This window comes from Rubritalea tangerina (genome assembly GCF_042683245.1).
Lineage (GTDB): Bacteria > Verrucomicrobiota > Verrucomicrobiia > Verrucomicrobiales > Akkermansiaceae > Rubritalea > Rubritalea tangerina.
Window position 1 is genome coordinate 12,563 of the sequence record NZ_JBHUJB010000035.1, and the last position, 15,016, is coordinate 27,578.

Here is a 15,016-nt window from a genome sequence, read left to right on the forward strand (position 1 = left end):
TCAGAAAATAACCCGAGCCTCACGAAAGAAGCGACCAACAAGAACTATTTCCTCACCCTATAATCAAACAACGATGTTGAGAACCTAGCTGACACCATACCAGTGCCACATGAAACTTAAAGCCACGATCGCCTTCGTCTGCATTGCCGCAACCGCCATCATCTTTTCCTTCCTCAAAAAAGAAAAAGAACAACAAGCTGCAGATCACGCCAAAACTGAGCTCGAAAAACAAAACGCCTCAGCTCAGCAAAAAGCCAATATCTCACGTACCGACCAAAATCGATTCAAAGGTGACATCACCATCGGACTCGATAACTATCTCGGGTACTTTCCTCTGCGCTCACCTCGGCTGCGTAATCTCATGCTCAATGAGGGCTATAAGTTAGAATTCCTCGACGACCAAGCTGACTACCAAAAACGTAGTGCAGCACTGCGCAATGGCGAACTCGACTTCGCCGTCTTCACCGTCGATTCCTACATCCTTAATAACGCCCCAAAATTCCCCGGCCAAATCGTAATGGTCATCTCAGAATCCATGGGAGCCGACGCCATCGTCACAACCAAGGACATCAAAACCATTAACGATCTCAACGAGGTCACGGTCACCCTCAATAGCCCCTCACACCAACTCGTAAAAGCCTGCACCATCGACTTCGGACTCGATACACTCAAACAAAATATCCGACCAGCCAACGGCTCAGAAGACGCCCTCCAACAACTCCTCGATGGCCAAACCAAAGCTGCCGTCCTCTGGGAACCCGATATCTCAACCGCCCTCAATGACCCGCGCTTTAAAACCCTCATTAGCACTGAATCCACCTCCAAACTCATCGTCGATATCCTCGTCGCCAGCGACCAAGTCGTCCATCAACATCCAGAAAAGCTCAACAGCCTCCTCACCCACTACTTCCCCACCCTGCGCTACTACGAAAAAAATCCAGAAATTCTCAGCCGCGCCATCCAACAAGATAGCAAACTCCCCGCAAAAGCTACGCAACGTATTATCGACTCCATCTCCTGGCAGTCGCTCAACCAAAATGCCTCACTCTGGTTCGGAATCCGCTCGCCACGTACCCCACTCGCACAATTCAAAATTATCGAAACTATCGATCTAACCGACGATATCCTCACTAAATTTGGCGACTTTCCTAGCTCCCCACTCCCAGCCTCCGGCGCCTTCTCTCTTCTCAGTAGCAAGACCATCGCCACCCTCCACGCCCGCCAGTCAGACGGCCAACTCATCACCGCTGAAAGCGATTCCTTTAAGCGGCTCAGCCCACACGAATGGAAGTCTCTCGACCCCGTCGCCTCACTCCGCATCGACCCAATCGGCTTCAAACGCGGCACCAGAGAACTCGATAGCTCCGGACAAGAAAGCCTCAAAAATATCAAAAACCTCCTAGCCCGCTACCCACACTACCGCCTCCGTATCGAAGGACATACCTCCACAAAAGGTGACCCAGAAATTAATAGAACACTCTCACAAGAACGAGCCGATGCTATTCGTCAGCACCTTGTTAGAAACTTCAATATCCCAGCCACGCGCATCCTAGCACAAGGGATTGGCTCAGATAAACCACTCCCGAGATCCGAGTCTCTCTCCTATCGAGCTTGGCTCTCAAGCCTACCACGTGTAGAATTTCACCTTCTTGAAGAGATCTACTAACACTTATGAAGCCAGCTGAAAACTTCTCCCAGGATGAGATTGATAAGCGCGTGAACCACCAAATTCACAACCACTCACTCACCCTATTCCCCGCTGCTGCTGGCGTCCTCATGCTCCTCTGGGGTGGCCTCTTCGCCTCCTCAATCGCCCTCGTCCTCGGCGGCCTCTCACTCGGAGTCTCCCTCGGCTTTCTTGCCTATCAAAAAAAAGTAAAGTTCCCCGAACTCTCAGAAAAACTCGTCGAGACCCTTCGCAACCAACAACTCAAAGAACTCAAAGAAAAACTCTCCCCACTCAAAACCGAACTCGAACAACTCAATTGCTCCCAAGGCGCCGAACAAGTCCACCGCCTCAAAATCAAATTTGATGACCTCAGTAAAATGATCCAAGAGAAACTCTCTCATGATCACGCCAATGCTGCTCGACTCAATGCCATCGCCGAACAACTCTACCTCGCCACCATAGAAAATCTCATCCAGGCAAAACAAATCCTCACCAGCGTTGCTAATATCAATGAACAATACATCGATACTCAAATCCAACGCGCCCATAGTGACGAAGAACGTGAATCGCTTCTTGAACGCAAACAAGTCCTCAAAGATGGCCAACATGCCGCCGAAGATTGTATCGCTAACAACGAAGTCGCCATGACCAAAATCAACCAACTCTCCATGCAATTGGCCAAATCAAAAAATTCCAAGTTTGATATGGAACACGCCTTGCACGAAATCACCAATAACGTCAGAGTCGAACAGTGGCAGAGCGAATAGCAACAGAAGACTTCCTCCTAGAATTCTACAAAGAAAACCCAGATAGCCTCTTCAAAATCGGCGAGTGGGAAACCGAGTTGGCCTGCGCACAATGCTCTGGCCCCATCGCCAAAAATGCCCATTGCCTCCACAACCAAGAATTCCCCACTGAAAATACAAAACGTCGAAACCTCGCCCTCGACAATGCACGCTGCCCCCATTGCCATACCCATGGTGAAATCCAACAAATCAGTGACTCGAAGTCGCTCTATACCCCCCTCTCAACAAAAGAAGTCTGGTTCAGAAAACTCACCATCGACCCCCCCGTTAAAAAAATAAAAACCCTCTTCGGCTACAAAGAAGAGCCCCAAGACCAACGCTATATAAAAGAATACCGCCAGTAAGCAACTACACAGCCCACTGAAATTCATATAGTCGACTTTCCCTCTTAACAAGTCTGCCAATTCCACGTATCCTCAAGCGATAATGGATCTCGGCGACTGGTCACTTCTCTTATTTGCAGGCACCGCCTTACTCGTACACCTGTTAGGACTGCTCCACTGCCTCCATGTCCTCATCCATGTCCGCTCATCTCAGGGAGCTATCGCTTGGATGTTAGCCTTCCTCGTCATGCCATGGATCGCCATTCCATTCTACTGGGTCACTGGTCGCACCCGCTTCGAAGGCTATGTCAAAGCGCGCCGATCTGGTGAAGGTGAACTCCGCGACATCTCCCGAGAGATGCGTAAAAAACTTGAGGACTATTCCCTCCCACCAGACGAAGCCTTCGGCAGAGCCGCCGAGTTTCTCGGAGGACTGCCCTTCACCCGTGGTAATCAAATTGACCTCCTCATCGACGGCGAAGAAACCTTCCCAGCCATATTCGAAGCCATCGCCAATGCGCGCGAATACCTTCTCATTAACTTCTATATCGTCAAGCATGACCAAATCGGCAAACGCTTCCAACAAGCATTGATAGAACGCGCCAAAGCTGGTGTCCGCATCTACTTCATCTATGACGGCTTTGGCTCCCATGCCCTCGACCCCGACTACATCCGTGCACTTGAAGGTGAAGGGATCCAATGCCATGCCTTCGGAGTGAACCGCAAGTGGGGTTCACGCCTCCAGTTAAACTTCCGTAACCACCGCAAAATTATCGTCATCGACGGCAAAGAAGCCTTCATCGGTGGCCTCAATATCGGCGATGAATACCTCGGACGTAGTAAAAAATTTGGCAAGTGGCGAGACACCCACCTCAAACTCCAAGGTCCGTCCGTCCAAGCCATCCAACTCGTCTTCCTCGAAGACTGGAATTGGGTCGCCAATGAACTCATCGACCTCCACTGGAATTCTAGCCCCCAATCAGCCGACCAACACACCGCAATCATCCCCACTGGCCCCTCAGACCCCGCCGAGTCTTGGAAACTCATGATGGCCGAAGCTGCCAACTCCGCCCGCCAACGCCTCTGGATCACCTCCCCCTACTTCGTCCCCGACGGTGGCGTCCTCACCGCCCTCCAAACTGCCTCACTCAGAGGAGTCGATGTGCGCATCCTCATTCCCGAAATGCCAGACCACCTCACCGTCTGGCTCGCCGCCTTCACCTATCAGCGACAAACCCTCCCCTTCGGAATCAAACTTTACAAGTACACCAAAGGCTTCCTCCACCAAAAAACCCTGCTCATTGACGACTCCATGGCCGGTGTCGGTACCGCCAACCTCGACAACCGCTCCTTCCGACTCAATTTCGAAATCACCGCCCTCTCCACAAACATCAAATTCATCCGAGAAATCGCTGCGATGTTAGAAAAAGACTTCGCATCCGCTCGACTTCTAGCCCACAATGAGCTGGATGATCGCTCCTTTGGCTTTCGTCTCTTGGCGCGTACCGCCCGCCTCTTCTCACCCATTCTCTAAATGCCCAAAAAAGAACCATCAAAAGCCCGCAAAGACTACGCCGGCATCCTACCCAAAAAAGGCTGGGTCAAACGCAATATCCACTTCTTCGGCAAACGCATCTTTGCCCAAGTCTTCAAACGCCGTCTCGGCAGCACCAACAAACCCGTGCTCGCCCCACCAGATAAAGGAGTAGCCCGCATCACCTGGATTGGCCACGCCTCCTTTCTCCTCCAATTCGCGGACCATTCCGTCCTCGTCGACCCCAACTGGGCTGGCTGGCACGGTATCGTGAAACGCCAACGCCAACCCGGCCTCGACATACGCCTCCTCCCCTACATCGACCTCGTCCTCGTCTCTCACGCCCACTTCGACCACCTCCATAAAAAATCCCTCAAAATCGTCGACTCCCGTGAAGGAATCGTCGTCCCCAAAGGAAGCGGTAAACTCGTACGCAAACTGGGCTTCCACGCAGTCAAAGAAATGGCAATCTGGGATGAACTCATCTTTGACGACCTCACCATCATCCACACTCCCGCCCACCATTGGGGCGCCAGATACATCCACGACACCCACCGCGACTACGGCGGCTATATCGTCAAAGCCGGCGACCTCAGCATCTTCCACTGCGGCGATAGCGCCTATTTCGACGGCTTTACTGAAATCGGTAAACGCCACCATATCGACGTCGCACTCATGCCCATCGGTGCCTATAACGCCCCCAGTGGCCGAGATGTCCATATGAACCCTGAAGAAGCCGTCAAAGCCTTCCAAGAGCTCGGCGCCGAATTCATGATCCCCATGCACTACCGAACCTTCCCACTCGGAAATGAGCCCGACCACGAGCCCGAAGAACGACTCCTCGCTGAAGCCAAACGCCTCGGCCTAGAAGAACGCATCATCATCCTCGACGAAGGCGTCGGCATCGAACTCGAAGGCAAATTGAAGTCCCCAGAATGAGCCCCCTAAGCTCCTCGATACTCCTCACCCAACCCATAGTAATCGAGCTCCCAATTGAGACACTCTCCCATGCACGACGACACACCCAAAGAATTCGATAGCTCCACCCCTGAACGCCTCGCACAAATCGCCCGCGCCAGAGCACTCACACTCCAGTACAATCAACTCCCCGCAGACGACCCAGCCGCGCGCTCCCAGCTCCTAAAACAACTCCTCGGCTCACTCGGTTCAGACGCCTATATCGACACCCCCTTTCACTGCGATTACGGCAAAAATATCCACGTCGGCGCCAATGTCTACATCGGGCTCAATTGCACCTTCATCGACAACGAATCCATCCATATCGGCGACAACACCCTCATCGCATCCGCCGTGTCCATTAACACCGCCACCCACCCAATCCACGTCGCTGAGCGAATCTACCCCACCCCGGAACGCTCCAGTAATTACCGAACCCTCGCAGCTCCCGTCCATATCGGAAAAAATTGCTGGATCGGAGCCAATGCCACCATCCTCCCCGGTGTCACCATCGGTGACAATACCACCATCGCAGCGGGCAGTGTCGTGACCAAAAACATCCCAGCCAATGTCCTCGCCATGGGAGTCCCCTGCCGCGTCGCTCGCTCACTCGACTGAGGCAATCTCGCCACCATCTCAGATTTTAGGTTGAATGTTAGTTCATCACGTTGACACTAAAGGCATGACTCGGCGCCTTTTCCATATCTGTGTCTTCCAAACACTCATCAGCTTCCTCCTCGCAGGAGCCCTCCAAGCCGCTCCAGCCCCAAGCATCGGGGCCAAGCGCGCCATCGTCATCGATAATAAAACCGGCCGCATCCTCTACCAAAAAAATGCCCATGAAAAATGCGCCGTCGCTTCTACCCAAAAATTACTCACCGCACTCTGCGTCCTAGACGCCGGCTCCACCCGTGACCGCGTCACCATCCAAAAAACTGACACCTACTGCGAACCCACCAAACTCTACCTCCGCCCCGGCGATTCCTACACCCGCCACGACCTGCTCAAAGCCCTCGTCGTCAAGTCTGGCAACGACGTCGCCCGCGCCCTCGCACGTGATGTCTCCGGCAGCCAGGTCAATTTCGCCAGATACATGAACCAAAAAGCCCGACAAATGGGCATGCAGAACTCCAACTTCATCAACCCCAATGGCCTCACCGAGAAAGGCCAGTACTCCACCGCATACGATGTCGCCATCATGGCGCGCAATGCCTATTCCCGACCAGCCATCCGCGAGATGATGAAAACCAAAGGCTACTACTTCCAATACGCCAATGGCTCGAAAAAATACCTCAAAAATACCAACAAGCTCCTCACCAGTGTCCCCTACTGTGATGGCATGAAAACGGGCACAACCATCGCCTCTGGTCGCTGCCTCGTTACCTCGGGAACCTATCGCGGCCGTACCGCCATCGTCGTCTGCCTCGGCGCCACCTCCAAAACCATCTGGAGCGATTCCGAAAAGCTCCTGCGCTGGGCGCTCGAAAGCTAATCCGCCACCATGCGTTCCCCAGAGGATGAATTGGCCGAACTCGAAGCGGCCTCACTACGCCGCCACCTCCGTGCCGTCGACTCACCACAGCTCGCTCACACCCAAGTCGCTGGCCAGTCACTCAGCAACTTCGCATCCAACGATTACCTCGGCCTCGCAAACCACCCCCACATAAAACAAGCATTCATTGAGGCCACAGAACTATGGGGGACAGGATCCGGAGCCTCGCGCCTCATTTGTGGATCACTCCCCCCCCATCGCAAACTCGAGCTCTATATCGCCACCTCCAAGGGCACTGAGGCTGCTCTCGTCTTTGCCAATGGCTATGCCACCTCCCTTGGCGCACTCTCAGCACTCCTGCGTAAGGGTGACACTGTCATCCTCGACAAGCTTAGCCACGCATCATTGATCGATGGAGCGCGCCTCTCAGGCGCCACACTCCGAGTCTTCCCCCACAACGACCTCAATAAACTCTCCAAAATCCTCGAGCAAACCTTCTCAAAAAAATCCACGGACGCACGTGTACTCATTGTCACAGAATCCATCTTCAGTATGGATGGCGACCACGCACCACTCGCCGATATCATCGCACTGAAACAAAAATTTGGAGCCCTCCTCCTCGTCGATGAAGCCCATGGCCTCGGAATTCTTGGCCCCACCGGAATGGGCCTAGCGGAACAACTTGATTGCGCAAAGGGGATCGACCTCCAAATGGGCACTCTCGGGAAAGCCGCTGGCGTCGCCGGCGGATACATTGCCGCCACAAAACCCCTCATCGACCTCCTCACCAATAAAGCGCGCTCCTTCATTTATTCCACCGCCCCCCCACCCTCCCAATCTCACGCAGCCCTCGTTGCCCTCCAGCTCATTCGCAGCCCCGAGGGATCCAAACTGCGCCAGAAACTGTGGAATAATCTGCAAACCTTCGCAGATGCCACACAGACGCCCCTTCCTGCCAGCGCCATCATCCCCTGGCATGTCGGCCCTTCTGCACAAGCTCTAGAGCTCTCGCAAACCTTGCAAAACACCTCTGCTCTCCTCGTGCCCGCAGTCCGCTACCCAACCGTCCCCAGAAATACGGCACGCCTGCGTATCACCCTCACAGCCGCTCATTCCACACAGGACATTCAAACCCTAGCAGCCGCTCTCCTGCACCACACTGCATAGCTTTCTCCTTGGCGCTCGCGACCAATTCCATTACCCTGTTAGGTGCGCACTTTTGTGCGCCTTCCACCCCAACCTAACACAATGAAAGCACCACTCTCCTCTTCCCTTCTATCCCTACTGCTCTCAGCCCCTTTCCTTCCCGCCGAGACCTCAAGCCTCCAAGAAATGGGTAAAATCGCCACCGCTTCTCCCACCACTGACATCTATCTTGCAGATCAGTTTATCACCATGGACCCAAAGAGGCCCAACGCTAAAGCTGTCGCCATCCGCAATGGGAAATTCATCGACATAGGCACTCTCGATGAAGTCAAAAAAGCCGCTGGTCCCAAAGCCAAAATCATCAACGACTACGCCGATAAAACCATCATTGCCGGACTCATCGAACAACACGTGCATCCAGTCCTCGCCGCCCTCACCATGAGCACCCATGTCATCTCTATCGAAGATTGGGATACCATCGACGGCTTCTCCCCCGCTGTGCGTGACCCCAAAAATTACCAACAACGCCTCAAAACCGCCATCGCCGAACATCAAAAAAATAGTCCAAAAGACCCCTTCATATCTTGGGGCTACCACCACTATATGCATGGCAAAAACCTCAACCGCACCTCCCTCGACCAACTCTCAAGCACTTTCCCCATAATCATCTGGCACCGTTCCTGCCACGAATTCTTCCTCAATTCCAAGGCCCTCGAACTCGCCAGTATCGACCAATCAACCATCGACACAATGTCAAAAAGTGCCCAGTCCCAAAGTGACCTCAGTAAAGGGCACTTCTACGAACAAGGTGCCCTCGCCATCCTCTCAAAACTCGCCCCCATCATGGCCAGCCCTGTAACCTTCAAAAAAGGACTCGAATATACCGAAAAATATTACCACCAAAATGGTGTCACCATCTGCTGCGAACCCGGCGGCTTCTTCTCAAAAGAAATGCAAGAAGCCATCAACGACGTCTACAGCGACGACGATACCCCATTCATCCATTACTTCATCGGCGATGGAAAAAGCTTCGTCGCTCGTAACCCCAATGACCCTGCCGCCATGGTCAAAGATACCGAACAAATCCTCACCTGGGGAAAAGGTAAAACCCGCTACCTTCCAAATCAAATCAAGCTGTTGTTAGATGGCGCGATATACAGCCAACTCATGCAAATGAAAGATGGCTATACCGACGGACACAAGGGAGCTTGGATCATGGACCCTCCAGTCTTTGACTACGCCTTCCAATCCTATTGGGATGCAGGCTACCAAATCCACACCCATAATAATGGCGACGCAGGTATGGATACCTACCTCAAATCACTGGAAAAAGCCATGCAGCGCACCCCCCGTAAAGACCACCGATCAGTCCTCGTCCACTTCGGCTTCGCCCAACCCCAACAAGTTAAACGATTAGGCGAACTCGGTGGCATCGTCAGCGCTAACCCCTACTATGTCACCGCCCTAGCAGGTAAATATAAAACAATGGGAATCGGACCTGAACGTTCCAAAAATATGGTCCCCCTCGGAGAGGTCATCAAAAATAATATCTCCCTTTCCTTTCACTCAGATATGCCCATGGCCCCCGCTAAACCACTCCAACTCGCCTGGGCCGGTGTCAATCGCATGACCTTTGAAGGCTCAGTCGAAGGCCCCGAACACTGCGCCCCACTCGATGTCGCCCTCAAAGCTATCACCATCGATGCCGCTTACTCACTCCAGTTAGAAAATGAAATTGGCTCCATCGAAGTCGGCAAAAATGCCAACCTCACAGTCCTTGATAAAAACCCATACAAAGTCGACCCCATGAAGCTCAAAGACATCAATGTCCTCGCTACCGTCCTCGAAGGCCGCCACTTCCCAGTCCCAAAAACCACCAAAAAACTCAGCTCTAACATCCTTTTTGGCCCCTCCCCCTTCGTCGCTCTCCAACTCCCCCAACACGACCCTCTGAATCTCAACTCACACAGACTACACGGCAGCCCACACTGCTCCTGTAAAACCAATCAAAAGCTCGCAGAAGCCATGTTCCCACCACAATAACATCGCCTAACACAGTACTTCTCCCTCCATTGACTCCCCCACGCACCTCCACCTCCCAACACAAACAAATTACTAAAGAATGCTTATCCATTCTTACCTAACGTGACTCTCTATACCTCAGCTATAAACCCCTAAAAATACAGGGATACCTACCCAGCTCAGATTCTGCACCCAAGTCACATTGACGCCTTCTTAACCCAAGTCTACTATCAGATAGGAGGGTCATGTGAAAACTATCTTCTGGCTCCTAATTGCGCTGTTGGCATCTTGTTCAAAAGAATCGCCAAAGGAAAAACTGGCGCCGCTCCCAAAGCCACCCCAAGACCCTATGACCATCCGCGTCGCCCTCGAGGAAAATGTCGAATGGGGGTATTACCAATTCATCCTCGATGGCCAACACCGTGGACTCGAAATCGATCTCCTCAAACACATCGATACACAGAGCCCGTACACCATTCAATTCACTGAAAAACCTTGGAAACGCGCCATGAAGTCAGCACTCAATGGAAACATCGATATCCTCATTAGCGCCACCTCTAGCCCAAAACGAGACCATTACTACGACTATACCGATAAGATCTACGAGATTAACCAAGTCCTGTACTACGACACCCGTCGCTACCCAGATGGCTTCTCATTCATGAACCAAGACCAACTCGGCGCATACAAAATTGGCTCCATTCTCGGCTATAACATTGATGCCATCCGTTTCCCTATCTCCCACTCAGGCTTCCGCTCCCTCAGCGACATGGCCCAAGCTATCGAAAAAGGCCACATCGACTTCGGAGTCGGCTACCTCGAATTGGAAAACTATAACAAACACATGCCAAAACCCTTCAGCCATGTCGCTATACCTAACCACCCACCACTCCATTGCCATTGGCTCATCGCTAAGGATAACCCCCGAAAAGCCGATATTCTCTCAGAACTCAACCTCGGCCTCAAAAAACTGAAAACCTCTGGCCAGTACGCCACTCTAGAAGCAGTCTATACTGGCCACACTAGCCCTCATGACAGAGATTAGACCGTGTAGGTAACCTACAAACCAATATTCTCTTTGCTCAAAGGTACAAACTTGTCTTCAGCACCTTTCCACTTGATCTGAAGCTTTGGCTTACCCTTTTCGGATTGCAAAACCACGGTCATGGGGTGCGCCCCCTTACTCAAGTAGATGGCTCCAGAGGACTTTTTCGTGCCCGCCTTATAATGGCTGTCGGCATCTATCAACAATGCTTCGTGAAGACGAACCACCGCCTGACCATTGCTTACTAACTCAAAGTGATAGGCCCCATCACTCGGCACATTCACTAAAGTCTCAAATACCTGAACCCCTGGCACATCTTGCACTACAAACCCATCGACTAACTTGGCTTCACCCGATACTAAATCTGGACTCGGCACCCACGAATTGCGCTTCTTGCCCACCCTATGCTTTACCTTTCCTGGACGATTGATAGAGGCTTCCAACGCTGGTACAAGCTCCTTGTCATATGGACGCTTCGCACTTGCACTGGCACGCCTCGCTCTTAAAAACTTAGCTTCTAATTCTTTCTGGCTCGGGGCTCCATCTTTGCCAGCCAAATTCTTGGTCTCCTTTGGATCTGACACCACGTCGTAAACCTCAAAAGCTTTATCAGGCTTCCCAATTTGCGTACGCACTCCCTTGAATCGCCCCGTATAGACGCTCTGCATCTGCCCGTGCTTTTGCCCCCGACGGCTTTCCTCAAATGCCTTGTACTTTGGTGTTCCCCCACCTACTCCATACTCTACATAAACTGTGCCCTCTTCCTGCTCACCCTCTCCTGTCAAACTTGGAACTAACGACACACCGTCGCTCAGCGCTGGCTCAGCCACACCTGCTAATTCACAGAACGTCGCCATCCAATCATGAAACTGTGATGGGTGCTCAGAAAGACTCCCTGCCGCAACCTTTGCCGGCCAACGTACCAAAGTCGGCATTCTAACACCACCTTCCCACAAATCACGCTTGATACCATCAAAACGACCAAAAGTCGCCAAATAGTCAGGCTTATACACCCCAACATTGTCCGCCCCACCCTCGTGGTGTGTGCCATTGTCGGAGGTAAATACAATCAATGTATTATCATCCACCTTCAGATCTTTGAGTAATTGAACAAGGTCTGCCACCGAGTCATCAATTCGCTTCACCATGGAAACATGCCGCTTTGCATGCTGGGGCCACGGCTTTCCATCATCACCTTCCGCCTTTGCCACGAGTGGGTGAATCCCCTTATCAAAGTTCCCCTTCGCCGTATTGATGCGCCCATCACTAGGATCATCATTCCACTGTACTCCACCTTTCAGCCCTCCCCCCTTCGGGTAATTGCTATCCTTACTCATGTGAGAGTCAGTCGGAACACGCAATCCTGCATGCGGTGACGTATACGCCAAGTACGTGAAAAACGGTTGCTCGGGGTTCTGCTTCACATGATCAATGATCCACTTCTTTGCACGCGCAGTGAACAAGTCAGTAGAATAACATTTCTCTAACTCGTCAGTCACATCCTTATAGCCATCAAACACAGGACGATTCTTCTCGAATGCATACTGGAAATGCCCATCCACATGCGCCGTGTAACCGTAAAAATAATCAAAACCTCTCTCTAGCGGATGCGAGGGCTCAAGCTCAGCACTCCTATCCCCACGCTTCCCCTTCTTGATACTGCCACCTTGTAATCCCCACTTTCCGATCACTGCTGTTTTATATCCAGCCTCCTGCAAGACGGAGCCAATCGTGTGCTCGTCAGGCAATAAGCGATCAAACTGATTGTCCCGAATAGAACAATGCCCCTGATGCTGCCCTGTCAGTAACGACCCTCTCGATGGAGCACACACAGGTGCAGGCGCATAGTGACGATCCAATATCATCCCTTCCTTAGCAAAAATGTCTAACTGAGGAGTCGTGTACTTTTGCTTCCCCTCTCGCTGGTTCTGCCACAATACCCCAATATCTCCAGGCCCTAAGTCATCACATAAAATAAAAATGATATTCGGTCGGTCTGCCGCTGCTGCTGCTGACAAAACCATCGCTCCAAGTGCACTGAGATATTGAATAGGCTTCTTCACAAGAGACATATGCCCGATCCCGCCCCAATATTACAGAACACGTCTCAATTTTTTTTCAGCCCCTCTCACTCCCACACCGTAGCCTAGGTGCCACTACCCCCATTGCCACGGCCAATAGAAAACACAGCACTACAAACCAGTCCCCCAACTGAGCGTATACCGTCATCGCCGGTTGCTCCGGAATTTTCACCTTCGCATAGAGCGTTCCTTTCACAAAGGGATTCTCTAAACTGCCAATCACATTGTCCTCTCCTCCTTCGCCACGCATCGTGCCCATCACATCCACTATCCCACTCACCCCTGTATTCGCAGCTCGCGCCATCGGCCTGCGCAACTCCACACTGCGAAACTTTGAATTCGCAATATGCTGAAGCGCCGCCTCACTCGTGCCAAACCATCCATCATTTGTGATATTCACAATCATTTGAGACTCTGACCTAACAAACTGCCTCACTAAGCGCCCGACTGTGTCCTCAAAACATACCGACGGAATCACCCCCAAGCTCTCCCCCTTCACCTCCACATACATCGGCTCCCTCGACTGACTCGCCGAAAAGTTAAATGCATAAGAACTCCCAGAACTCCATTCCATGATCGTCGCTAAAAATGGAATGTCTGGAATGTATTCACCAAATGGAACTAAATGACTCTTCCCACGTGCCTGTACAGCTGCGGTTGGATATTCCTCCTGCTCAAGTAAGTCTGACCCAACAATCGCCAATGCATTGTACGACTCCCCACCCTCTGGATGAAATGCAAACCCCGTCTCAGTCTCCACCCCCTCAAGCATGTTCGAGCCAAATATCACCTGGTAGCTCTCCCCATCTAAAACATAATTGCGAAGAAGGTCATCTGTAAGAGGTAACAAAATACACCCCTCCATCCCCTTCACATACACTAAAGGCTGAGTAAAGGCACTCTCCGGAAATATAACGAAGTCAGGATACTCAATAGATATGACCTCCCCACTCTGGGCTTCCAACGCCTCACGCATCTTGCGCTCATTCTCAACTTCTAAATCAACTAGAGCTCGCTCCGTTGCTTCCGCATACCCCTGATAATGTTCCACCTCCTGCGCCTCATCCCACTTCATGCGTTGCTCAATATTCTCCTGTACTAATAAAACATTCACTGCCCGAGCTTCCTGATTTGCATAGTAGCTCATACGGTTCACCCCATACGCAAACACCACCGCAATCATCCCCACAGTCACCGCAATCTCAAAGTGTGCCTGAAACTTCCCTGCCCTCAATTCATCAATAAATCGCTTCCCAGTCTGCAATACCACAGAACATAAAAATATCGGTAAAAAAGATAAACCCGTCACCCCAACAATGTCCGCCACTTGCATCATCACTGGCACCTCGTGAAACGCTACCCCCACTCCATTCCATCCAAAACCCGTCATCAACCAACCGCGTAACCATTCCAATACAACCCAAGAAGACGCATGCAGAGTCGCATAAACCACAACCCGAAGCGATGCTCCCACGCCACTCACACGTTTTCGCCCTCTCTTCTTCTCCCCTTCTTTCTCAGCCATCTTCATCTCAATCGCTGACTTCACTCGCTCCCTTCTAGCTCGCCATGGGTTCCCTACGCTAGCTAACAGCATTCCCCATAATCCAAAATACACCGCCACATAAGCGCTTAACATCAACCAGCCAAAGAACGCCCCAGCCACCGGAACCGTCGGTAAATCCCCCATCGACTGCAACCACTTCAGGTTGATCAACCAGAAGGATAATCCAGCTACCATCCCCACCCCAAAACCATAGCGCTTCCTCTTCGTCTCACCACCACCTATCCATAGCGCTGCCATCAGCGGCACCGCCCATACCCATACCATCCCCGGAGCATACTCAAACCCCGGAAAACACATCGCCAAAAATACCCCGCTGAGAACCGAAGCTAGGTAACACATGACTCGTTTCCTTTTCTCCATCGTCTCAATAACTT

Annotated in this window: 12 protein-coding genes; 10 read left to right on the forward strand and 2 right to left on the reverse strand. The window is 51.9% G+C overall.

Features of this window, described 5'->3' with window-relative positions; translation table 11 throughout:
- Positions 1-109 precede the first annotated feature (109 nt).
- The 10 genes from ACFSW8_RS08285 to ACFSW8_RS08330 all read left to right on the forward strand — a co-directional run bounded on the left by ACFSW8_RS08285 (position 110) and on the right by ACFSW8_RS08330 (position 10,994).
- A complete protein-coding gene (locus ACFSW8_RS08285; protein ID WP_377087128.1) occupies positions 110-1,666 on the forward strand; it encodes an OmpA family protein in 1,557 nt (518 codons plus the stop codon).
- A gap of 5 nt (positions 1,667-1,671) precedes the next feature.
- A complete protein-coding gene (locus ACFSW8_RS08290; RefSeq protein ID WP_377087130.1) occupies positions 1,672-2,436 on the forward strand; it encodes a hypothetical protein in 765 nt (254 codons plus the stop codon).
- Complete coding sequence (locus tag ACFSW8_RS08295) at positions 2,421-2,819, forward strand: hypothetical protein (RefSeq protein ID WP_377087132.1); 399 nt, start codon at positions 2,421-2,423, stop codon at positions 2,817-2,819. Before ACFSW8_RS08290 ends, ACFSW8_RS08295 begins: the two co-directional genes overlap by 16 nt.
- A gap of 82 nt (positions 2,820-2,901) precedes the next feature.
- On the forward strand, positions 2,902-4,332 hold the full coding sequence (gene cls / locus ACFSW8_RS08300) for a cardiolipin synthase (protein ID WP_377087134.1): 1,431 nt from the start codon (positions 2,902-2,904) through the stop codon (positions 4,330-4,332).
- Positions 4,333-5,271, forward strand: coding sequence for an MBL fold metallo-hydrolase (locus tag ACFSW8_RS08305; RefSeq protein WP_377087136.1), 939 nt, complete (start codon positions 4,333-4,335; stop codon positions 5,269-5,271).
- A gap of 69 nt (positions 5,272-5,340) precedes the next feature.
- A complete protein-coding gene (locus ACFSW8_RS08310) occupies positions 5,341-5,907 on the forward strand; it encodes a sugar O-acetyltransferase (protein ID WP_377177936.1) in 567 nt (188 codons plus the stop codon).
- A gap of 64 nt (positions 5,908-5,971) precedes the next feature.
- Positions 5,972-6,781, forward strand: coding sequence for a D-alanyl-D-alanine carboxypeptidase family protein (locus ACFSW8_RS08315; protein ID WP_377087138.1), 810 nt, complete (start codon positions 5,972-5,974; stop codon positions 6,779-6,781).
- Positions 6,782-6,790: 9 nt separating this feature from the next.
- Complete coding sequence (locus ACFSW8_RS08320) at positions 6,791-7,948, forward strand: aminotransferase class I/II-fold pyridoxal phosphate-dependent enzyme (protein WP_377177938.1); 1,158 nt, start codon at positions 6,791-6,793, stop codon at positions 7,946-7,948.
- An 81-nt stretch (positions 7,949-8,029) separates the two neighbouring features.
- The gene (locus ACFSW8_RS08325) at positions 8,030-9,970 is read left to right on the forward strand and encodes an amidohydrolase (RefSeq protein ID WP_377177940.1); all 1,941 of its coding nucleotides are present in this window, start codon (positions 8,030-8,032) and stop codon (positions 9,968-9,970) included.
- A 328-nt stretch (positions 9,971-10,298) separates the two neighbouring features.
- Positions 10,299-10,994, forward strand: coding sequence for a substrate-binding periplasmic protein (locus tag ACFSW8_RS08330; RefSeq protein ID WP_377177942.1), 696 nt, complete (start codon positions 10,299-10,301; stop codon positions 10,992-10,994).
- 14 nt (positions 10,995-11,008) lie between these two features.
- Here ACFSW8_RS08330 and ACFSW8_RS08335 read toward each other — a convergent pair whose 3' ends face one another.
- Positions 11,009-13,057: a sulfatase-like hydrolase/transferase gene (locus tag ACFSW8_RS08335; protein WP_377087147.1), complete on the reverse strand. Its 2,049-nt coding sequence runs from the start codon at positions 13,055-13,057 to the stop codon at positions 11,009-11,011.
- 55 nt (positions 13,058-13,112) lie between these two features.
- Positions 13,113-14,981, reverse strand: coding sequence for an apolipoprotein N-acyltransferase (gene lnt / locus ACFSW8_RS08340; RefSeq protein ID WP_377177944.1), 1,869 nt, complete (start codon positions 14,979-14,981; stop codon positions 13,113-13,115).
- Positions 14,982-15,016 lie beyond the last annotated feature (35 nt).